The organism is Streptomyces cadmiisoli (assembly GCF_003261055.1).
GTDB classification, from domain to species: Bacteria; Actinomycetota; Actinomycetes; order Streptomycetales; family Streptomycetaceae; genus Streptomyces; species Streptomyces cadmiisoli.
In genome coordinates this window covers 6,824,675-6,846,456 of the sequence record NZ_CP030073.1, presented here as the reverse complement: position 1 = coordinate 6,846,456, position 21,782 = coordinate 6,824,675, and the positions used below count along the sequence as shown (strand labels likewise).

Here is a 21,782-nt window from a genome sequence, read left to right as displayed (position 1 = left end):
TCGTTCGAAGTGCGAGCCGGGGCGCCCGACACTGCCGGGTGGGGGCGCGAAGCGGGGACGTGCCCGCGCTCAGGTGGCCGGCCGGGGCCTCGCCGCGCGCCGTGGGGATGACGGACGACGGGAGCACGGCGCTGCGCCGGGACGGTGCGAACCGCCTGAGCGCGGGTCCTCAGGACGTCGAGGAACGCGAATACCGGTCAGCGACCGCCGAACAGGGTGCGGCGCAGCCGACGCAGCGGGGCGAAGAGTGAGACCCGGCTCACTCGCGCACCCCTGGCGCTGTGGGTGGAAGCGGGCTCACGCGCGGTCAGCTCACGCATCAGCGAGGTCGCCTCGGCCGTGTCCCGCTGCGGGACCGCGGGCCCCGCCAGCACCGACAGGTGGCGGTCGAGGCGCGAACTGGTCGCACTGCTCCCGCAGGTGATCGCAGGGACCCTGGCCCTGTTGCGCACTGTTATCTGTTCCATGTCACTCCCCACCCGTACGAGTCCACCCGGCCCGGGCAGAGTAACCCTATCGTCCCCTTGGGGCACCCGTGTATCGCGGTCACAGGATTCACCTTCCCCGTAAGGGGGTTGACGATTACTCTCCGAATCCGAGCGATTTCAGGGCGAGTTGGACAAGTGGCTGGCTGGTGGGTCGGGGTGATCCCCCGTCCGGCTCGACGGTCACGGCGAGTGACGACGCGGAGGGGTCGAGGCCGCTCGCGACCAGGGGCGTGTCGCCTTCGAAGAGTCCGAGGGAGCGTGGTTGCGCCCGGGGGCGCATGAGCCACAGCTGATGCACCCGGTCGTCCGGTGGATCGTCGTATCCGCTCAAGGTGACCACGGCGCGGCCCGCCGACGCGGAGGCGACCACTCCGATCGTTCCCCCGTCGCCGTCCCGGCCGGTCGTCGCCCGTGCGTCGGGGGCGGCGAGCACCTCGGCGATCTCACGTGACCGGTCCCGTTCGGCGTTCAGTTGCTCCTGGGTCCGGTTCGCCTGGACGGCGAACAGGGAGGCGACGACGAGGGCCGCCGCCGCGGTCGCGGTGGCGAACGGGACGAGCAGGGGGCGCATGCGGGGCGTACGGGTGCGTGACGACGACGGCGGGGGCTGCGTGCCCCAGACGTGCGCGGGCAGCGCGGGGGCGTGCCCGCGGGCCGGCGCGGGGTCCTGCGGAGTGGTCCGCACCGCGGCCAGCACCCGTTCGCGCAGTGCGGCCGGCGCGGGCGCGGCGGTGGACCGGGCGAGGCGGACGGCGTCCTCCGAGAGCGCCCGCACCTCGGCGGCACAGCGTTCGCAGCGCGCCAGATGCTTCTCGAAGCGGCGCCGCTCGTCGCCCTCCAGCGCGTCCAGCGCGTACGGCGCGGCCAGACTGTGCAGGTCGTCACGGCCCAGGATGCGGTGCAGGACGCTCACGCCACTCCTCCCAGGCACTGGCGCAGCCGGGTCAGTCCGTCGCGCATCCGGGTCTTGACCGTGCCCAGCGGCAGGGACAGCCGCTCGGCCACCTCTCGGTAGGTGTATCCGTCGTAGTAGGCGAGGGTGACGGACTGGCGCTGGAGGGCGGTGAGGCGGTCCAGGCAGCGGCGCACCCACTCGCGTTCGAGCCCGGCCTCGACCTCCTCGGAGACCTGGTCGAAGGCGGGGTGGTGGGCGCGTCTGGCCTCCCGCTCCTCACGTTCGCCGGCCGCGCGGGCGCTGCGCACCCGGTCCACGGCGCGCCGGTGGGCGAGCGTGAGGATCCATGACAGGGCGCTGCCGCGGGCCGGATCGAACCGGGCCGCGGACCGCCAGAGTTCGAGCAGCACCTCCTGGGCCACCTCCTCCGACTGGGCCGGATCCCGCACCACTCGCCTCACCAGCCCGAACACCGTCCCGGACACCTGCGTGTACAGCTCCTCGAATGCCTTCTGGTCGCCGTCCGCGACGCGCAGCAGAAGATCGTCCGCCTCCAACTCGCCTCCCCCTCCCGGGCCGCACCCCGGCCCCCACCATGACGTACGGCATTCGCGGCGCGCACGCCTCCGGATGGGGTTACGGATCAGCGGGCCGAAAACGCGGGTCGGGTGGCCGGGAAATGAGTTTCGGGTTTCCACCAATCCGCCTCGCCGCCGGCTCCGAATCCCCGGCGACAGGCAAGTCGGCACGGAGGACGGACAGCATGACACCTATCTCCAGGAGTGGCGGCGGACGCAAGGGCGTCGCCACCCTCATCTGTGGTGCGCTGGCCGCCGGGGGGCTCGCAGCCGCCGGTGTGACCGCGCTGGAACCGGGGGCGGCCACCGCCTCCAGCCATCGGGAGGCCCCGCTGATCTCGGGCACCCCGCAGTACGACAACACGGACGTGTACGCGTTCGTGAGCCCGGACAAGCCCGACACGACGACGGTCATCGCCAACTGGATACCGTTCGAGGAGCCGGCCGGCGGACCGAACTTCTTCACCTTCGCCGAGGACGCCCAGTACGACATCCACATCGACAACAACGGCGACGCGCAGGGCGAACTGCTGTTCCGCTACACGTTCAGGACACACGTCAAGAACCAGAAGACGTTCCTCTACAACACCGGCCCCGTCGAGAGCCTCGACGACCCGGACCTCAACGTCACGCAGACCTACGACCTCGAACTGCTCCGGCTGAAGGACCAGCGCCTGCTGTCCCGCACGAAGATCGCCGACGACGTGCCGGTCGCTCCCTCGAACGTCGGCAAGGCGTCGATGCCGGACTACGCCCAGCTGCGCAAGCAGGCGGTCCATCGGCTCGCCGGGGGCTCCACGACGTTCGCCGGGCAGGCCGACGACCCCTTCTTCCTGGACCTCCGGGTCTTCGACCTGCTGTACGGCGGGAACCTCTCCGAGGTCGGCAACGACACGCTGAAGGGCTACAACGTCAACTCCGTCGCCCTCCAGCTGCCCAACAAGCTGATCCGCGAGTCCGCGAAGCAGCCCATCGTGGGCATCTGGTCGACGACCCAGCGCAAGAACGCCCAGGGCCACTTCACACAGGTATCGCGGCTCGGCAACCCGCTGGTCAACGAGGTCGTCAACCCGATCGAGGACAAGGACAGGTTCAACGCGGACTCGCCCTGGAACGACGGCCAGTTCCTGGACAACGTCACCAAGCCCGAACTGCCCAAGCTCATCGAGGCGATCTACAAGATCGAGGCGCCCGCCGAACCGCGCAACGACCTGGTCGACGTCTTCCTCAAGGGCGTGAAGGACCTCAACCAGCCGCCGCATGTGCGTCCGTCGGAGCAGTTGCGTCTCAACACCTCGATCAAACCCGCCGCGAAGCCCAAGCGGCTCGGCGTGCTCGACGGCGACACCGCCGGCTTCCCCAACGGCCGGCGTCTGAGCGACGACGTGGTCGACGCCTCGCTCCAGGTCGTCGAGGGTGAACTGCTCGGCCAGAAGAACGACCTGGGCGACGCGGTCGACAAGAACGACAAGGCGTTCGGCAAGAGCTTCCCGTACCTCGCCCTGCCGACGGAGGGGTCCCGCGGCCCCCTCGCCCAGGGCACCTCGGGCGGCAACGACGTACGCAACCAGATCGGCGACGCGCTCCAGCCGGTCGGGACGTCCTCGGACGACACCACGCTCATCGCCGCCTCCGCGGGCGCCGGAGCGGCCGGGATCCTGCTGATCGGCGCCGGCCTGCTGTGGTGGCGCCGGATGCGCGGCCGGGCGTACTGACGCCCCGTCCACTGGCGCGGCCCGTCTTCCGTCCCCCACGGCGCGGGCCGCGCCGCTTCACGTCGTCGAACCAGTCGCGCACCGAGGAGAGGGCATGGTCCCGCGTACGAACGACAGCGAGCCGGAGAGCCGGCTCGACCGGAGGCCGCAGGTCGGACCCGACGCGCGGCCCGCCACCGCCCCGGACCCGGGCCCGGGCCCGGACGAGCGCGCCGACGCGGGCGCGGACGGGCGGGTCGTCGCCCTGCGGCGGGTCGCGGCGGCCGTGCGGCGCCGGCGGGCCGGCCGGTTCACCGGCTGCGCCGTCCTGCTGGCCGTGGCACTGACGGCCGGTTCGATCGCCGTGGGGAACGTCCGGGACGACCACGCGCGTGGCGTGGCCGCGGCCCCCGGCGCCGTGCCCGCGGTCGCACAGGCCGGCGGCGACCTCGACGAGAGCGTCGCCGCCCTCCAGGCCCATCTCCGGGCGCAGCCGCGGGACTTCGGCAGCTGGGCCGTCCTCGGGCTCGCCTACGTCGAACAGGCCCGGGTCGACGGCGACCCGTCCCGCTACCCGCAGGCCGAACGGGCGCTGAAGCGCTCACTGGGCCTTCGCCCCGACAACGACCAGGCCCTGGCCGGGCGGGCCGCCCTCGCCGCGGCCCGGCACGACTTCACCGGCGCCCTGCGCCTCGCCGACCGGGCCCTGCGGCGGAACCCCTACAACGAGCGCGCGCTGGCCACCCGCGTCGACGCCCTCGTCGAACTCGGCCGCTACCGGGCCGCGTCCGAGGCGGTCGACACCGCCGACACCCGCCGGCCGGGGATACCGGTCTTCACCAGGTACGCGTACGTACGGGAACTGCGCGGCGACGTCCGTACCGCCCGTCAGGTCCTGCGCCGGGCCCTTGGCAACGCCGTGTCACCCGGCGACGTGGCCTACGTCGCCACCGCGCTCGGCCGGCTCGAGTGGAACCAGGGCGACCACAGGGCCGCCCTGCGGCACTACGCGCGCGCCCTCGCCGCCGACGACACGTACCTGCCCGCGCTGGAGGGCCGCGCCCTCGCCCAGGCCGCGCTGGGCGACCGCTCGGCGGCCGTGCGGGGCATGGAGGCGGTCGTCGCCCGCGCCCCGCTGCCCGGCGCGCTGGTCGCGCTGGGCGAGCTGTACGAGGAGCGCGGCGCCGACGGCGACCGGGTCAGGGCCCGCGACCAGTACGCGCTCGTCGACGCCTGGACGGCGCTCGCCCGCGCGGGCGGCGTCAACCCGGATCTCGACACCGCGCTCGCGGCGGCCGACCACGGGGACGCGGCCCTCGCCCTGAGCGCGGCCCGCGCCGAGTGGTCCCGCCGCCGCACGGTGCACACGGCGGACGCCCTGGCCTGGGCGCTGCACGTCAACGGCCGCGACGAGGAGGCCCTGCCGTACGCCCGCCGGGCCACCGCCACCGGCTACCGCAACGCCGCCTTCCTCCACCACCGCGGCATGATCGAGCTCGCCACGGGCCGGACGAAGGACGCCCGTGCCTCGCTGACGGCGGCGCTCGAACTCAACGCCGGGTTCTCCCCGTCGGCCGCGCGCGAGGCCCGGGCGGCCCTGAGGAAGCTGGAGGCAGACCGGTGAGGTCCCGTCGTGTCCTCGCCTCCGCCGCGGCCGTGCTCGGCCTCGCCGGGGCGATCGTGCTCGTCCCCGCCGCCACGGCGGGCGCGCATCCTCTGGGCAACTTCACCGTCAACCACTACGACGGTCTGGTCGCCGCGCCCGGCGAACTGCGCGTCGACCATGTCGAGGACCTCGCCGAGATCCCGGCGACCCAGGCGCGACGCGAGGTGGAACGGCTCGGCGTGGCCGGCTGGGCCCGGCAGCGGTGCGCGGACGCCGCGCAAAACAGCGAGGTGACGGTCGACGGGCGCCCGCGCTCGCTCGACGTCGCCCGCAGCCGCGCGCGCGTGCTGCCCGGTCAGGCCGGGCTCGACACCCTGCGGGTGGAGTGCCGGCTGACCGCTCCCCTGCCCGAGGGCGGCCCGGTGTCCGTGGACTTCCGCAGCGCGGGCGCCGACTCGGGCCCCGGCTGGCGGGAGATCACCGCGCGCGGCGACCGTACGACGCTCACCGCGTCGGACGTGCCGGCCGAGTCCTCCTCCCGCGAGCTGACGGCCTACCCCGAGGAACTGCTCTCCTCCCCGGCCGACACCACGTCCGCCTCGCTGCGGGTGCGGCCCGGCGGTGCGGCCCTGGTCGACGAACGGGGCGAGGCGCCCGGCGCGTCCGTCCTGCCGCGCGGCGCCGACCGCTGGACGCGGGCCCTGGAGTCGCTGGTGGCCCGGCACGACCTGACCGTCGGTTTCGCCGGGCTCGCCCTGCTGATCGCGCTCGGGCTCGGCGCGATGCACGCCCTCGCCCCGGGCCACGGCAAGACCCTGATGGCCGCGACGGCGGCGGCGCACGGGGGCCGGGCCCGGATGCGCCATGTCCTGCCGCTGGCCGCCTCGGTGACGGTCACCCACACCCTCGGCGTGGTCGCCCTCGGTCTGCTGGTCACGGCCGGTTCCGCGGCGGCGCCCTCGGTGATCGCCTGGCTGGGCGTGGCCAGCGGAGTGCTGGTGACGCTGGCCGGCGCGGGACTCCTGCGCCGCGCGCTCCGCAACCGCGCGCACACCCGCGCCCACGCGCAGGCCCACGCCGCACACGCGCCCCACGACGGTCACGACCACCACGAGCACGACGACGGGCACGACCGCCATCACGGGCACGAGCACGATCACGACCAGCACAGTCACGCGCACGCCCACCCGCACTCCGTCGAGCACACCCACGGCGGTCACACCCACAGCCATCCCGTCGCGCCCACCCTGCGCGGCACGATCCTGATGGGCTTCGCCGGCGGGCTCGTGCCCAGTCCCTCGGCGGTGGTCGTGCTCGTGGGCGCCGCCGCGCTGGGGCAGGCCTGGTTCGGGCTGCTGCTGGTCGTCGCGTACGGGGCCGGGCTCGCGCTCACCCTGACCGCCGCCGGATTCGCCGTCGTCCGGTTCGGCGGCCGCGTGACCCGGGCCCTGGTCCGGCGTCCCCGCTGGTCCGCCGGTCCGCTGGCCGCGCTGGTCCGCCGTACCGCGCCGATGGGTTCCGCCTGCGTCGTCGTGGTCCTCGGGGCCGGATTGGTGTTCAGGGGGGCGGCATCCGCATTCGGCTGAGCTACTTTTGGGGAGAAATCCGACGACACATCACTCGCGGATGCGAATGGGGGCGCCCGTGTCCGTAGAACCGGGCAGTGAACGTGTGATCGCCGGCCGCTACCGTCTGCTGGCGCCGCTCGGTGAGGGCGGCATGGGGACGGTGTGGCGCGCCCGCGACGAGGTGCTGCACCGCGAGGTCGCCGTCAAGGAGGTGCGGGCCCCGGCCGGTCTGCCGGTCTCCGACGTGGAGCGGATGTACGCCCGGCTGGAGCGCGAGGCCTGGGCGGCGGCGCGGGTGGCGAACCGCAACGTCGTGACGGTGTACGACGTGGCCACGGACGGGGGCCGGCCGTGGATCGTGATGGAGCTGGTGCGCGGCATATCCCTGGCCGAACTGCTTGACGCGGAGGGACCGCTGGAGCCTCGGCGGGCCGCGCACATCGGCGCCGAGGTGCTGTCGGCGCTGCGCGCGGCGCACGCCGCCGGGGTGCTGCACCGCGACGTGAAGCCGGGCAACGTGCTGCTGTCGAACGACGGGCGCGTGGTGCTGACCGACTTCGGCATCGCGACGGTGGAGGGCAGTTCCGCGCTGACGATGACCGGCGAGGTGGTCGGCTCGCCCGAGTTCCTCGCGCCGGAACGGGCGCTGGGCCGCACGCCGGGCCCCGAGTCCGACCTGTGGTCGCTGGGCGTGCTGCTGTACGCGGCGGTCGAGGGCAACTCGCCGTTCCGCCAGGACACCCCGCTGAGCACCCTGCGGGCCATCGTCGACGAGGAGTTGCCGCCGCCCCGACGGGGCGGGCCGCTCGCCGGCGTCATCGAGGGCCTTCTGCGCAAGGATCCGGCCGAGCGGCTGCCGGCCGGGCGGGCCGAGCAGGACCTGCGGCTGATCGGCGCCGGGGGCACGCCCTCCGCGGGCGGCACCGCGAGCGCGGACACCGCCGCGACGACGCCCGGGGCGCCCCATGCGCGGACGGCCGCCGCGCACCGGCAGCCGCCGTCGCCCACTCCGCCGCCGCCCGTCCCGGGCCCGCCCCCGGGTTCCGCCGCGACCACGGCGGGGATCCGGCCGCGCCGCGACCGCCGCACCGCCGCGGTGCTGATCGCGGGTGTCGTGGCGCTCGCGCTGGCGCTCGCCGGGCTGACGTACGCGCTGCTGAACCGCGGCGACGGCGGCGGTGGCACCCCCGAGGGCGCCGGCACGCGTACCACGGAGGAGACCTCCACGGCTCCCGAGGAGGAGGAGAAGACCGAACCGGAGGACGAGGAGACGCGGACCACGCCGAGTCCGAGCGAGAGCCCCACCGGCGCTCCGCCGCCGCAGTCGGTGACGGTCGCCCTGACCGGGGCGCGCACGGAGTACTCCGGTGCCTGTCCGCCGCCGGACGACCACGCTCCCGCGTTCACGGCGACGTTCACGGTGGGCCGGCTGCCGGCCGAGGTGGACTACCGCTGGGTGACCGAGGACGGCGAGGTCCAGAGCTGGCGGACGCTGTCGTTCCCGGAGGGGGGCGGGAAAACCCGGCAGGACTGGGTGATCGTGACGACGTACGCCGACAGCGGGACGTACGAGAACGAGATCGGTGTCGAGGTCCGCGATCCGGTCCGCACGACGTCGGAGGCGGTGGCGTTCTCGGTGACCTGTGTGTCGGAGACCCCGTCGGACGGGGCCTCCTCCTCACCTTCGCCGACTCCCTGAGGGTCAGGCGGCGCTGTTGAACACGGGCAGGTAGCCGCCGGACTGGCCGGCCGCGGTCGGGTGGTACGACTCGCCGATGTTCAGCCAGTTGACGCTGTGCAGCCAGGAACTGCCGGAGCAGATCTCGTGGTTGGTGAAGGTGCCGCGCACGTCGCCCCAGGTGAATCCGTGGCTCTGGGCACGCTGCGCGATGGCGCTGTTCAGGTGGTCCGAGGCGTCGTTGATGGCGCGGCGCTTGGTCTCGGACAGGCCGAGGCAGGACTGGCCGAGCTTGTAGAAGCGGGGGTAGCCGAGCACGACGACCTGGGCGGACGGGGCCCGGCTGCGGATCGCCGTGTAGACGGTGTCGAGCTTGCCGGGCAGCGTCGTGGAGACGTACGCCCGGGCGGTGTTGATACGGGAGATGCAGGCGCTGTCGGACTGGAGTACGCACGTCGTCATGACGTCCGCGAATCCGGCGTCGTTGCCGCCGACGCTGATGGAGACCAGACCGGTGGTCGAGTTGAGCGGGCTGAGCTGACTCGAGAGAACTTCATCCGTTCGGGCGCCCGAGCAGGCGGTGAAGGAGAACGACGAGGGTGAGTTCGCGGCGGCCCACAGCTGCGGGTACGCGCGCGTGCTGCGCTTGCAGTCGCCGCTGGAGCTGATGTAACTGCCCGCGCCGACGCCGGAGGAGTAGGAGTCGCCGAGCGCCACATAGCCCGTGGCGGCGGCTTCTGACGCCTGCGCCGGAGCGGCCCCGGTGAGGGCGGCTCCGACCGCGAGGAGGAGTGAGCCGAGGAACACGACAAGTCGGGAACGTCTCATGGAACCTCCCTTTAGCAGGATCTCTGCCTCAACCGTGGTACCAACTACGCGTGTTGAATGGAAGTGTCCATGCCAAAACTTTTCGGCCGCCGCCATGTGTTCACCCCGCGTTCGAAGGCGTGACCGACACCGATGCACCGACGGACCGTCAACTCCGTGGCCTGCGCGAGCACCGGCGGCATCGGGCCGCGGCCCGGGGACAACGACCACATGTGCGACAGCTCAGCGCATTACGCCGTCTTGACGGCTCCCGCGGCGCTGGGCCACATTGAAGCCCGGCATCCGGCGCTTCGGGGGGCAAAGTCGCCAATGCAGACCATCCGCATCAACACAGATGCATCAGACGGACCAGACGGACCAGAAGGCATCGAGCGGACGGGACCGGGTTCGGGGAGGGACCTGGGACTCGTGCTCGCGGGGGCCGCGACGGCCGTCGGGGGGATCGGCGCGCTGCTCGCGCTGACCGAGTCCGGCGCGCCGCTGCGCGCGCCGTTCACGCTGTTCTTCCTGCTGGTGGCGCCGGCCGTGGCCATCGCCGCCGCGCTCGACGGACTGGATCCGCTGAGTCGGGCGCTCGTGTCGCTGTCCGGCGCGATCGTCGTCGACATGCTGGTCGCCCAGGGCCTGCTGGCCCTGCACCTGTGGTCGGTACGCGGCGGGATCGCGGCCGTGACCGCCGTCAGCGCCCTCACTCTCCTGCTGGTCCTGGTGCGGCGCCGCGGCGGCCGCACCGCGAGAAGACAGGGCTCGTGACGTGGACATCAGTGTGTACCGCCCCGGCGAACTGACCGCCGCCGACCGGGCGGCCTGGACGGCCATGCAGGCCAAGGCGCATCTGCACGGTGTGCCCGAACTGGCGAATCCCTTCCTGTCCCCCGAGTTCGCGCTCGCGGTGGGCCGGTGCAGACGCGGTGTGCGCATCGCGGTGGTCCGCGAGGGCGGCGAACCCGCCGCCTTCTTCGCCTTCCAGAAGACGACGAGCGGTGTCGGCCGGGCCGTCGGCCTCGGCGTCTCCGACGCACAGGGCGTGGTGCACCGCCCCGGGTTCACCTGGGACGCGCGCGAGCTGCTGCGGGCCTGCGGGCTCGCGGTGTGGGAGTTCGACCACCTGGTGGAGGGCCAACTCCCCTTCGAGGAGGGGGCCTCGGACACCTTCCCGTCCCCGGTGATGGACGTCGACCAGGGCTACGAGGCCTATCTCGGCTCGCTGCGCGAGCGATCGCCGAAATTCACCCGTACGACGCTCGCCAAGGGGCGCAAACTCGGCCGTGACACCGGCGACGTGGTGTACGTGCACGACGAGCGCGACCCCGCCGCCCTGCGCACGCTGATGGACTGGAAGTCCGCCCAGTACCGCAGGACCGGGCGCAGCGACCGCTTCGCGCACGACTGGATCACCCGGCTGGTGCAGCAGTTGTTCCACACCCGCTCCGAGCCGTTCGCCGGGATCCTGTCCGTGCTCTACGCCGGCGGCAAACCGGTCGCCGCCCACTTCGGACTGCGCACCGAACGGGTGCTCGCCTGCTGGTTCCCGGCGTACGACCCGGCGTTCTCGAAGTACTCCCCGGGACTCGTCCTGCATCTGCGGATGGCCGAGGCGGCCGCCGCCGACGGCATCGCGTATCTGGATCTGGGCCGGGGCCAGAAGGAATACAAGGACTCCCTCAAGACCCGTGAGATCCGGGTGTCGGAGGGATGGGTGACACGCCGTCACCCGGTGGCGTTCGGGCACCGGGCGCGCCGCGCCCCCGTCAGGGCGCTGCGCAATGTCGTGGTGGCACGTCCGGAACTGTTCGGACCCGCCGACAGACTACTGAAGCAAATGGGCAAGATCCGGTCAGGTCGTAGGTAACGGCCAAACCAACAAAAACGTGGGGCAGGTTCCAGGTCTTGCCATAAGGAGTGATTCGTCAATACCGTCGTACATCTCACCCGCATCGGACCATCACCACAGCGGCACCAGGGGAGGGCTCAGGGGCCGCGAAAGTGCCGAAGCGGGGCGCGGTAGGGGGGTGCCGTGCTCGGTGACCTGCGGGTGACCGGGACGTGCCGCGCAACCGGTCGCCGTTTTCCGGGGCCGGTGAGCCATGCCATTGACAACCCCCCTTTCGAACCGGACACAGAGCCGGGCCGCCCGGGGGTGGGCGGTCCACCGGACGAGAGGGACCAGACTCATGAGCTCCATCCTGGGCTCGGCAACCACGAGCCACGATCCGACCACCGCCGGCGCGTACCGGCCGATCTCCTCTCACCTGGCCATCACGCCGCCGGTGAGTGTGGTGATTCCCGCCATGAACGAGGCGGAGAATCTCCCGTACGTCTTCAAGACGCTGCCGGACTGGATCCACGAAGTGGTCCTCGTCGACGGCAACTCCACCGACGACACCGTCGACGTCGCCCGCGATCTGTGGCCGGGGGTGAAGGTCGTCGCCCAGCGCGGCAAGGGCAAGGGCGACGCGCTGATCACCGGCTTCGAGGCCTGCTCCGGCGACATCATCGTGATGGTCGACGCGGACGGTTCGGCCGACGGCAACGAGATCGTGTCGTACGTCTCCGCCCTCGTCTCCGGCGCTGACTTCGCCAAGGGGTCGCGCTTCGCCAACGGCGGCGGCACCGACGACATGACCTTCATCCGCAAGCTCGGCAACCGCGCCCTGTGCGCCGTCGTCAACCGCAAGTTCGGCGCCCGCTACACCGACCTGTGCTACGGATACAACGCGTTCTGGCGGCACTGCCTGGACAAGATCGAACTCGACTGCACCGGGTTCGAGGTCGAGACCCTGATGAACATCCGGGTGGTCAAGGCGGGACTGAAGGTGCAGGAGATACCGAGCCACGAGTACCTCCGCATCCACGGCACCAGCAATCTGCGTGCCGTGCGCGACGGTCTGCGGGTGCTGCGGGTGATCCTGCGGGAGCGCTCCAACCGGCGTGCGCTGCGTCGCCGTTCGCACCCCTCACCGATGCTCGACTCGGTCCGGGGAGAGGTGTCTTGAGCGGTCCCGACATCTCCGTCGTGATCTGCGTCTACACCGAGGACCGCTGGGAGGACATCCTCGCGGCGGTCGCCTCGGTGCGGGCGCAGTCCCGTCCGGCGCTGGAGACGCTCCTGGTCGTCGACCACAACCAGGCGCTCCTGGACCGGCTGGGCAAGGAGTACAAGGAGGCCGAGGACGTCCGGGTGCTCGCCAACGCGGGCCCCCGCGGACTGTCCGCCGGCCGCAACACCGGCATCGCCGCCTCCCACGGCGACGTGATCGCGTTCCTCGACGACGACGCCGTGGCCGAACGCGACTGGCTGCGCCACTTCGCCGAGGGCTACGCGGACCCCCGGGTCATGGCGGTCGGCGGCCGTACGGAGCCGGTCTGGGCCTCGGGCCGCCGCCCGGACTGGTTCCCGGAGGAGTTCGACTGGGTGGTCGGCTGCACCTACCGGGGCCTGCCGCAGGGGCGGGTCCGGGTGCGCAACGTCCTCGGCGGCAACGCCTCCTTCCGCCGCGGCGCGTTCGACGCCGCGGGGGGTTTCGCCACCGGCATCGGACGCGACGGCGACAAGCGGCCGCTGGGCTGCGAGGAGACGGAGCTGTGCATCCGCCTCAGCCGGGCCGTGCCCGAGGCCATCCTGCTGATCGACGACCGCGCGGTGATCCACCACCGGGTGCCCGAGGCACGTGAGCACTTCGGCTACTTCCGCACCCGCACCTACGCCGAGGGCCTGTCGAAGGCGCTGGTGGCCCGGAGCGTCGGGGCGGACAAGGGGCTGGAGTCCGAACGCCGGTACACGACCCGGGTGCTGCCCGCCGGGGTGGCCCGCGGGATGCGCGACGCGCTGCTGGCCCGCCCGGGCGGTGCGGGCCGGGCCGGGGCGATCGTCGCGGGCGTGTTCGCGGCGGCCGGTGGGTACGTCGTGGGGAGTGTCCGGGCGCGCAGGGGCGGCACCACGTTCTCCGTGGAGCCGATCGAGGGGGGCGTGAGATGAGCGAGGCGCGTGTGCCGATCCTCATGTACCACGCGGTCGCGGTGGACCCGAACGACGCCACCCGCGCCCTGTCGGTCACGCCCGACGCGTTCGCGCGGCAGATGGACGTCGTGGCGGACCTGGGTCTCACCCCGGTCACCACGGCCGATCTGGCGGCGCGCTGGCGCACCGGCCGCCCGCTGCCGCTGCACCCGGTGCTGGTCACCTTCGACGACGGCTACGAGGGCGTGCACCGCCACGCCCTGCCGGTGCTCGCCAAGCACGGCTTCCCGGCCACCCTGTTCGTCTCCACCGGCTGGCTGCGGGGCGCGTACGACACCGGGGGCGGCCTGGACCGGATGCTCGACTGGGACCAGGTGCGGGAGCTGGCCGGCGCCGGTGTGGAGATCGGCGGCCACAGCCACAGCCACCCGCAGCTGGACCAGCTCGACGACGACGCGCTGCGCCACGAGCTGACCCGCTGCCGGGACATCGTCACCGATGAACTCGGCGCTCCCCCCACGTCGTTCGCCTACCCGTACGGCTACTCCAGCCGGCGGGTACGGCAGGAGGTGCGCGCCACCGGGTACGCCCAGGCACTCGCCGTGGGCAACGACCTGGCCGGCCGGCACCAGGGGCCGTACGCGCTGCGTCGTGTCACGGTGCGCCGCAGCACCGGTGCGGAGGAGTTCGAGCGGCTCGTCCGGGGCCGCGCGATCACCCGCACCTTCGCCGGCGACCGCGTCCTGACCAAGGGATACGCGATGGTCCGCAGAGCACGACAGGTCCGCCGGAAGGCCGGCCGAACCCGTGTCTGACACGACGACCACGACCCAGGCCGCCGAACCGACCGGGACCCGGGATGCGGAGCAGCCCCGGCGCCGGCTCCGTCTGCCCGGACTCGGCCGGTCGCCGGGCGGCAGTCAACTGTTCCGCAACGCGTACGCGCTGATGCTCAACACCGGCATCTCCGCCCTTTTGGGCCTCGGTTTCTGGCTGGCGGCGGCCCGGTACTACTCCGAGTCGTCGGTCGGCCAGGGTTCGGCCGCGATCGCCGCGATGAAGCTGCTGGCGGGGCTCACCGCGGTGACGCTCACCGGTGCGCTGGCCCGGTTCATACCGGTCGCCGGCCGTACCACGGGTCGGCTCATCTTCCGCACCTACGCGGGCAGTTCGCTGGTGGTGGCGCTCGCGGCCGGGGTCTTCCTGCTGACCCTGGACGCCTGGGGGCCGTCGTACCGCTTCCTGCACGGGCCGCTGACCGCGGCCGGTTTCGTGGTGGCCGTCGTGGCCTGGAACCTGCTCACGCTCCAGGACGGAGTGCTGACCGGGCTGCGCAGCGCGCTGTGGGTACCGGTCGGCAACACGGTGTTCTCCGCGGTGAAACTGGGGCTGCTGATCGCGCTGGCGGTGGCCGTCCCGGTGACCGGTGTCTTCGTGTCCTGGGTGGCGGCCATCGCCACCTCCGTACTGCCGCTGGGCTGGCTGGTGTTCCGGCGGCTGGTGCCCCGGCACGTGAAGACGACCGAGGGACAGTCCGCGCCGCCGACGCTCAGGGAGGTCGGCAGGTTCCTGGCGGGCGACTACACGGGGTCGCTGTTCTCGCTGGCCGTGGTGTATCTCGTGCCGGTCATCGTGGCGGCGCAGGTCAGCTCCGAGAACAACGCGTACTTCTACATCGCCACCACCATCGGCGGCACCGTCAACCTGCTCGCGATCAACATGGGCGCGTCGCTGACCGTGGAGGGCTCGCACGACCCGGGCCGGCTCGCCGCCAACACCCGCGCGGCGCTGCGGCGGATGGCCCGGATCATGCTGCCGGTCGCCGCCGTGCTGTTCTTCGGCGCGCCGTGGATCCTCGGTGTGTTCGGCTCGGGCTACGCCGACGCGGCGACGCCGCTGCTGCGCTGGTTCGCGGTGGGCGCGGTGCTGCGGGTCGTGATGGAGACGTACTTCGCGGTGCTGCGCGCCCAGAGCCGCACCGCCGGACTCGCCTGGCTGCAGGGCCTGCTGTGCGCGCTGGTGCTCGGACTGACGCTGGTGCTGCTCCCCCGTATGGGGCTGACCGGTGCGGGCGTCGCGGAGATCGCCAGTCTCGCGGTGATCGTGGCGGTCGCCGCGCCCAAGCTGTACCGGACCGTCAAGGCCGCGCCCTCCGACCCCGCGGACGCGGGCGCGGCACCGGACGGGGACCTCGCCGACCTGGGGGCGCGTGAGGTCCCGGTGGCGTCCGGGCCGGCCCGCAAGCGCGGGCCGGCCTGGGCGCTCGACAGCGACACCCTCGGCCTCGGCATCCATGTCGACCTCGACCACCTGGAACGCCGGCCCGATGTGCGGCCGGGGCCGGGCACTCCGCCCACGGGTGTGCCGGTGGTCCCGGAGTCGGAGGTGGACGCGCCGTTCGAGCGGGACACCGAGGCCGACGAGGCGGCGGCGGAACCGGAGCCCCGGCCCGAGCCGGTGCCCGTGTCCGTGGCTCTCGCGGAGACGGAGCTGCCGCCTCCGCGGTCCTCGGTCCCGTGGCACCGGCGCATGGCTCCCACCCGGCTCGGTGTGATCCTCGGCTGTCTGCTCGTCGCCGCGCTGCTGCTGTACTGGGTGCCCGCGTCCCGGCTCGGCGAGGCCGACCTCGACCGCATGGGCGGGCTGGGTCTGGTCTCCGTGCTGCCGGCGCCGACGCTGATCGGGGCGGCGCTGCTGGTCGTGGTGTTCGGGTCGCTGCTCTGGCTGGGCCGGGAGCACCGGGCGCTGCTGCTGGTCACCCTGCTGGCGACCGTCGTGTCGCTGCACGCGCTGCCCGCGGTGATCGAGGCCGAGCCGCGGTTCGCGACGGCCTGGCAGCACCTCGGGTTCCTCGACCACATCGAGCGGACCGGCACCGCCGTGCCCGACCTCGACGCGCGCTGGAGCTGGCCGGGCTTCTTCGCGGCGGCCGCGTTCGTCGCGCAGGCCTGCGGGATCGGCGACCTCACCGAGGTCATCCGGTGGTGGCCGCTGACCGTGCAACTGCTGTACCTGGCGCCGATGTTCCTGCTCACCCGTTCGCTGCGGGCGAGCTGGCGCGCCAAGTGGACCGGCGTGTGGATCTTCGTGCTGAGCGGCTGGGTCGGTCAGGACTACTTCTCCCCGCAGGGCTTCACCTATCTGCTCTACCTCGTCTTCGCGGCGATGCTGCTCGTCTGGTTCCGTGCCCCTCGGGTGATCTGGAGCAAGGCGCGGCCCGGTGAGGCGGAGGTGGAACCGGCGAACCGGCGGCAGCGCACGGTGCTGCTGCTGGTGGTGATCGGCCTGTTCGCGGCGACCGTCCCGGCCCACCAGCTCACCCCGTTCGTGATGCTGGGCGTGCTGACCGTCCTCGTGCTGATCGGCAAGTCCGAACTGCGCGGTCTGCCAATCCTGTTCGGTGTGATGGTGGCGACCTGGATCGGCTTCATGGCCGAGCCGTACTGGTCGGGGCACTTCGACGAGCTGTTCGGCGGCGTCGGCGGCGTCGGCGGCAACGTGTCGTCGTCGGTGTCCGGCCGGATCGAGGGCGGCAACTCCGCCCACCAGCTCGTGCTGTACGCGCGCGTGGCGCTGGCCGGCGGAGTGATGGCGTTCGCCTGCTGGGGCTGGTGGCGGCGGCGCGACCACAAGTACCGGGAGCGTTCGCTGCTGGTCCTGGCCTTCGTGCCGTTCCTGGGCTTCGGCATGCAGTCCTACGGCGGCGAGATGGCGCTGCGGGTCTTCATGTTCGCGCTGCCCGGCGCGGCCCTGCTGGCGGCGCTGGCACTGTTCCCGCGGACCGGCGTCACCGCCGAGGAGCGCGACAAGGACCGGCTGAGTCTGGCCCCGCTGGCCGCGCTGATGGCCGGGCTGGTGCTCATGGGCGGGTTCCTGGTGGCCCGCTGGGGCAACGAGACCTTCGAGCGGGTGCGCCCCGGCGAGGTCGCCGCGATGGAGTACGTGTACGCCCATGACGAACCGAGCGTCCGGCTGCTGTGGCTCAGCGACGACCCGCTGGAGACCGTGACACCGGCGATGCCGTGGGGTGCCCGGGACATGGAGCGGGTGCAGTACGTGCCGACGCAGGCGCCGACCGACCCGGTGCTGGTGTCGGGGCTGGTCAAGGCGTTGAAGGACGCGGGTCCGAACTCGTATCTGATGATCAACCGCAGTCAGGTCACCTTCCTGCGCATGGACGTGGGCTACTCGGCGACCTGGGAGCCCCGGCTGATCCAGAACCTGGACCGGCGGCCCGAGTTGCGGAAGGTGTACGTCAACGAGGACGTGACCCTCTACACCCAGGCCCGGCAGCCCGAGGGCGCCGTGCCGAAGGCGCACCCGGGGCCGCCCGGACCGCTGGTGACCTGGACGCCCTGGTCGGTGGTCGGGGCGCTCGCGGCGCTGGCGCTGATCGTGCTGCTGACGTCGCGGGAGGTGGTCCGGGTGGCGATGCGGCCGGGCGTGCGGCGGCTGCGGTGGCTCCAGAGCAGCTTCTGGTTCTCGTTGCCGCTGCTGGCGGTGCTGCTCGCGTCACTGGTGCAGCGGTTCCTGACGATGAAGTGAGGGCGGTGGCTCAGCGGTCGAGCCACCGCACCTCGTACGCCTGGAGGTCGAGCCGCCGTCCGTCGACCCTCGCCGTGGTCGCCCGGTCGAGCGTGTTGACCACCAGCACGGCCCGCTCGGTGGCGAGGACGCGGAGGTCGGAGGCGTCGTCCGCGGCGACGGACACCCGCTCGTACGCCGTGCCGGGCGGGAACTCGGCGCTGAAGCGGGCGAGCAGGTCGTACATCGGCAGTTTCCGGCCGCCGTCGCCGGAGCCGGTCGGTGTCCACAGGCAGCCCGGACAGTCCGGGCCCTTCTCCTCCTGCGGGTTCCAGTAGAAACCGGAGGTGGCGCCGCCCTTGACCATGGCGATCAGTCCGGCGGCCTGGACGGCGCCGCGGCGGGCCTCCGACCAGCCGTGCCGGTCGTCGTTGCCGTCGGCGGGCTCGACGTAGTACTCCGCCCACCACAGCGGCAGGTCGTCGCCGGTCTGCCGGCGCACCCACTCGCCGACCGCCGTGAACTTGTCGGTCGCGGCGAACTCGTCGGGCAGCAGATCGTCGTCCTTGGTGTAGCTGGAGCCGTCCACGACGACGAAGTCGGCGCCCGCCTTGTGCTCGTTCCAGTAGGTGAACGCGTCCAGGACCCGCTGGTCCAACGCGCCCCAGGGGCCCCTGAGCGTGCGCGAGGCGTTCTCGGTCTGGCGCGGGTCGACGCTGTCCATCACCAGGTACGGGCCGCCGACCATGATGTCGGGGTCGACCTTCTTCAGCGCGCGGTGCACCAGGTTGTACAGCTCGGTGTAGCCCTCGTGGTCCCAGCGGTGCTCGGTGTCGTTCCAGAAGCCCTTGAACTCGTTCCAGACGATGAAGTGACGCACGTCGGGATAGCGCTTGGCGACGGTCGCGGCGAGCGCGGCGAAGTCCGCGAAGTGCTCGGGGTCGGGCGCCGTCTCCAGGGCCGACCGGCTCCAGTCGGTGTTGTCCGCGCCGGCCTCGCCGCCCTTCATCCAGTCCGGGGCGCAGCACAGGGTGATGACGGGGGTGCCGCCGGAGGCACGGACGAAGTCGACACGGCGGTCCAGGGCCGCGAAGTCGTAACGCCCCTTGACCGGCTCGGGGTTGTCCGCCCCCCAGCCCATGATGTGCTGGTTCTGCGGCAGGCGGTCGTCGCTCAGGCGCTCGCTCACCCGTGCGGTGGCACCGGCGGGTCCCTCGTCGGCGCTGAACTGGGTGTGGGTGAAGCCCCATCCGACGTCCGGCCGCGGCTCCCCCGCGGGGACGGCGGGCGTGCCGTGCACCCGGTCGCCGTCCGGCGAGGTGCCCTCGGTGCTCGTGCCACCGCCGGGCAGCGTGTTGACCAGGGTCACCACCAGGGCCACGACGGCCGCCGACACGCCGAGCAGCGCGGTGAGCCGCCACCGCTGTGCCCCCGAATCCCACCCATGACGTCCCATCGAAGGCAACAGTAACGGCGGGGCCGGGGGTTGGGGCAGATGTCGTGGATGTACGACCTGGTGACGGGACGGAGAGGGACACAGCAGGAGGAGGAACGTGGAGCCGACACTCCGCGCGCACCAGGGAAACCGGGTGCACACGCCGTCCGTGTGCCCGATCATGGCGACATGTCTGCGAACCCTTACGACGCTCTGCCGATCCGGCTCAACGTCGACGACAGCGACTCGCCGTCCGATGTCGTCGACGCGCTGTTCCTCGGCCGCTTCGCGACGGGCGAGCAGCCGTACTCGCACGCGGCGAACATCGACCGGGTGCGGTCCGGGGCGACGCTGCTGCCGCCGGACGCCCGTGTGCTGCGCGTGGCCCGCGACGACGACCGCAGTGCCACGCTGGCGGAGGGCGACGGCTGGACGCTGCTCGTCTCCCGCTGGAGCCGCGGGGCCGACGTCACGGTGACGGCGACCACGTCCGAGCTGGCGAAGAAGGTCCTCGACCAGGCCACGGACGGCGCGGCGGACGAGCCCGAACCGCAGCCGGAGAACGTGACGATGGGCTTCTGGTACGTCTCCCCGAGGCGCGGGCCGCACCGCACGACGCGGCAGATCTCGGCGGGCACGTGGGACGAGGTGCGGCCCAACTACACCGCTCCGGTCGCGGACGCCATGGACCGGCTGATGAAGACGACCCCGGAGGACATCGCGGGCCGGCTGCTGCTTCTGCACGGGCCGCCCGGCACCGGCAAGACGTCGGCGCTGCGCACGCTCGCCCGCTCCTGGCGGGACTGGTGCCAGGTGGACTGCGTCCTGGACCCCGAGCGGCTCTTCTCCGACGTCGGCTATCTGATGGACATCGCGATCGGCGAGGAGGACGCGGCGGGCAAGGGCCGCTGGCGGCTGCTCCTGCTGGAGGACTGCGACGAGCTGATCCGCGGCGAGGCGAAGCACACGGCGGGGCAGGCGCTGTCCCGGCTGCTCAACCTCACCGACGGCCTGCTGGGCCAGGGGCGCAACGTCCTGGTCGGGGTGACCACCAACGAGGACCTGGAGCGGCTGCACCCCGCCGTGGTCCGGCCGGGCCGCTGTCTGGCGCGGATCGAGGTGGGGCCGCTGACCCGGCGGGAATCCGTGGCCTGGCTGGGCGGCGAGGAGGGCGTCGGCCGTGAGGGCGCGACACTGGCGGAGCTGTACGCGCTGCGCCGGGGCACCTCGCCGACGGCGCTTCCGGAGCCGCGGGGCGGCACGGAGGCGGGGCTGTACCTGTAGGGAGCGCGCCGCGGTGCTTTGATGGAGGTATGACCCTGTTCGTCGGCACGTCGGGGTGGCAGTACAAGGACTGGCGGGGGCTGCTGTACCCGGAGGGCTGTCCCACCCGGCTGTGGCTGGAGGAGTACGCGGCGCGCTTCGCCACCGTGGAGGTGAACAACGCGTTCTACCGGCTGCCGACACGGGAGAACTTCGCCGCCTGGCGGGAACGCGTGCCGCCGGACTTCGTCGTCGCGGTCAAGGCCAGCCGCTACCTGACCCACGTCAGGCGGCTGCGGGACCCCGAGGAACCGGTGCACCGTCTGATGAGCCATGCCGCGGGCCTCGGCCGCCGGCTCGGCCCGGTCCTGCTCCAGCTGCCGCCGACGCTGCGCGCGGACCCGGACCTGCTGGACGCCTGCCTCGGCTGCTTCCCCGCCTCGACGCGCGTGGCGGTCGAACCGCGCCACGACTCGTGGTGGACCCCGCGGGTCGAGGAGGTGCTGCGGTCCAGGGGCGCGGCGCTGTGCTGGGCGGACGTCCTCGGTCGCCCCGCGACGCCGCTGCGCCGCACCGCCGACTGGGGCTACGTCCGCTTCCACCAGGGCCGCGCCCACCCGTGGCCCCACTACGGGCGCCGGTCCCTGCGCACCTGGGTCGACCGGATCGCGACCACCTGGTCCGACCGGCAGGACGTGTACGCCTACTTCAACAACGACCCGGGCGGGGCGGCGGTGGAGGACGCGTCGGCGTTCGCGGTCCTTGCGCACGGTGCGGGGCTGACGGTCACCCGCACCCCGCAGGACCTGCTCACCCGGGGATGACCCGGCGTCCGCGTCCCGGCTACTGCCGGTAGGCCGCCCGCAGGGCGTCGCTCACCGCGGCGAGCGCGGCGTCCTCGCCGAGCCCGAGCCGCCGGACCCGGTCCGCGTACGCCTGCGCGGCCGACGCCGCCTGACGCTCCGCCGCCGAGCCGGCGGCCGCGACGAACGTCCCGTTGCGTCCGCGGGTCTCGATCACCCCGTCCGTCTCCAGCGCCCGGTACGCCTTGGCCACCGTGTTCGCGGCCAGCCCGAGCGCCTCCGCGAGCCCGCGAACCGTCGGCAGCCGGTACCCCACGGGCAGCACCCCCGACCGCGCCTGCGTGGAGATCTGCTCCCGCACCTGCTCGAACGGCGGCGCCTCGGCACCCTCATCGATGTGGATCTGCAAGGTCACGGAGCGATTCTTCCGCACCCGCCGCAAAATGGGAGGCACCCGGCCC

Annotated in this window: 18 protein-coding genes; 12 read left to right on the top strand and 6 right to left on the bottom strand. The window is 72.8% G+C overall.

Going from position 1 to position 21,782, the window contains the following annotated elements; genetic code table 11:
• Positions 1-197: 197 nt before the first annotated feature.
• The 3 genes from DN051_RS30030 to DN051_RS30020 form a co-directional block, all read right to left on the bottom strand.
• Positions 198-467, bottom strand: coding sequence for a hypothetical protein (locus DN051_RS30030; RefSeq protein WP_053758084.1), 270 nt, complete (start codon positions 465-467; stop codon positions 198-200).
• Positions 468-582: 115 nt separating this feature from the next.
• Complete coding sequence (locus DN051_RS30025; RefSeq protein ID WP_112439928.1) at positions 583-1,401, bottom strand: anti-sigma factor; 819 nt, start codon at positions 1,399-1,401, stop codon at positions 583-585.
• Positions 1,398-1,940, bottom strand: a complete 543-nt coding sequence (locus DN051_RS30020) for a sigma-70 family RNA polymerase sigma factor (protein WP_053758086.1) — start codon at positions 1,938-1,940, stop codon at positions 1,398-1,400. The genes DN051_RS30025 and DN051_RS30020 overlap by 4 nt, the downstream gene beginning before the upstream one ends.
• A gap of 206 nt (positions 1,941-2,146) precedes the next feature.
• On the opposite strand from DN051_RS30020, the gene DN051_RS30015 reads away from it, so the two are divergent.
• From DN051_RS30015 to DN051_RS30000, 4 genes are all read left to right on the top strand, one after another.
• A complete protein-coding gene (locus DN051_RS30015; protein WP_112439926.1) occupies positions 2,147-3,676 on the top strand; it encodes a DUF4331 domain-containing protein in 1,530 nt (509 codons plus the stop codon).
• Between the two features lie 94 nt (positions 3,677-3,770).
• On the top strand, positions 3,771-5,279 hold the full coding sequence (locus tag DN051_RS30010; protein WP_112439924.1) for a tetratricopeptide repeat protein: 1,509 nt from the start codon (positions 3,771-3,773) through the stop codon (positions 5,277-5,279).
• Entirely contained in the window at positions 5,276-6,847 is a 1,572-nt protein-coding gene (locus DN051_RS30005; RefSeq protein WP_112439922.1) for a HoxN/HupN/NixA family nickel/cobalt transporter, read from the top strand. The genes DN051_RS30010 and DN051_RS30005 overlap by 4 nt, the downstream gene beginning before the upstream one ends.
• A 40-nt stretch (positions 6,848-6,887) precedes the next feature.
• Complete coding sequence (locus DN051_RS30000; protein ID WP_112439920.1) at positions 6,888-8,528, top strand: serine/threonine-protein kinase; 1,641 nt, start codon at positions 6,888-6,890, stop codon at positions 8,526-8,528.
• Between the two features lie 3 nt (positions 8,529-8,531).
• Here DN051_RS30000 and DN051_RS29995 read toward each other — a convergent pair whose 3' ends face one another.
• Complete coding sequence (locus DN051_RS29995) at positions 8,532-9,335, bottom strand: SGNH/GDSL hydrolase family protein (protein WP_053758091.1); 804 nt, start codon at positions 9,333-9,335, stop codon at positions 8,532-8,534.
• Between the two features lie 408 nt (positions 9,336-9,743).
• Here DN051_RS29995 and DN051_RS29990 point away from each other — a divergent pair, with 408 nt between their 5' ends.
• The 6 genes from DN051_RS29990 to DN051_RS29965 all read left to right on the top strand — a co-directional run bounded on the left by DN051_RS29990 (position 9,744) and on the right by DN051_RS29965 (position 17,841).
• On the top strand, positions 9,744-10,088 hold the full coding sequence (locus DN051_RS29990; protein ID WP_053758092.1) for a hypothetical protein: 345 nt from the start codon (positions 9,744-9,746) through the stop codon (positions 10,086-10,088).
• Between the two features lies 1 nt (position 10,089).
• Positions 10,090-11,187, top strand: coding sequence for a GNAT family N-acetyltransferase (locus DN051_RS29985; protein WP_053758093.1), 1,098 nt, complete (start codon positions 10,090-10,092; stop codon positions 11,185-11,187).
• Positions 11,188-11,509: 322 nt separating this feature from the next.
• A complete protein-coding gene (locus tag DN051_RS29980; RefSeq protein WP_053758094.1) occupies positions 11,510-12,331 on the top strand; it encodes a glycosyltransferase family 2 protein in 822 nt (273 codons plus the stop codon).
• Entirely contained in the window at positions 12,328-13,314 is a 987-nt protein-coding gene (locus DN051_RS29975) for a glycosyltransferase family 2 protein (protein ID WP_053758095.1), read from the top strand. The genes DN051_RS29980 and DN051_RS29975 overlap by 4 nt, the downstream gene beginning before the upstream one ends.
• Positions 13,311-14,111 (top strand): polysaccharide deacetylase family protein, encoded by an 801-nt coding sequence (locus tag DN051_RS29970; protein WP_112439918.1) that lies wholly within the window; start codon positions 13,311-13,313, stop codon positions 14,109-14,111. Before DN051_RS29975 ends, DN051_RS29970 begins: the two co-directional genes overlap by 4 nt.
• Entirely contained in the window at positions 14,104-17,841 is a 3,738-nt protein-coding gene (locus DN051_RS29965; protein WP_112439916.1) for a lipopolysaccharide biosynthesis protein, read from the top strand. Before DN051_RS29970 ends, DN051_RS29965 begins: the two co-directional genes overlap by 8 nt.
• 10 nt (positions 17,842-17,851) lie before the next feature.
• On the opposite strand, the gene DN051_RS29960 is transcribed toward DN051_RS29965, so the two are convergent.
• Positions 17,852-19,276, bottom strand: coding sequence for a GH39 family glycosyl hydrolase (locus DN051_RS29960; RefSeq protein WP_112439912.1), 1,425 nt, complete (start codon positions 19,274-19,276; stop codon positions 17,852-17,854).
• A 168-nt stretch (positions 19,277-19,444) separates the two neighbouring features.
• Between DN051_RS29960 and DN051_RS29955 the strand changes: the two genes are divergently transcribed.
• Complete coding sequence (locus DN051_RS29955) at positions 19,445-20,539, top strand: DUF5925 domain-containing protein (protein ID WP_053758160.1); 1,095 nt, start codon at positions 19,445-19,447, stop codon at positions 20,537-20,539.
• 29 nt (positions 20,540-20,568) lie between these two features.
• Positions 20,569-21,342 (top strand): DUF72 domain-containing protein, encoded by a 774-nt coding sequence (locus DN051_RS29950; RefSeq protein ID WP_053758099.1) that lies wholly within the window; start codon positions 20,569-20,571, stop codon positions 21,340-21,342.
• 19 nt (positions 21,343-21,361) lie between these two features.
• Here DN051_RS29950 and DN051_RS29945 read toward each other — a convergent pair whose 3' ends face one another.
• Positions 21,362-21,736, bottom strand: a complete 375-nt coding sequence (locus tag DN051_RS29945) for a GntR family transcriptional regulator (RefSeq protein ID WP_053758161.1) — start codon at positions 21,734-21,736, stop codon at positions 21,362-21,364.
• Positions 21,737-21,782 lie beyond the last annotated feature (46 nt).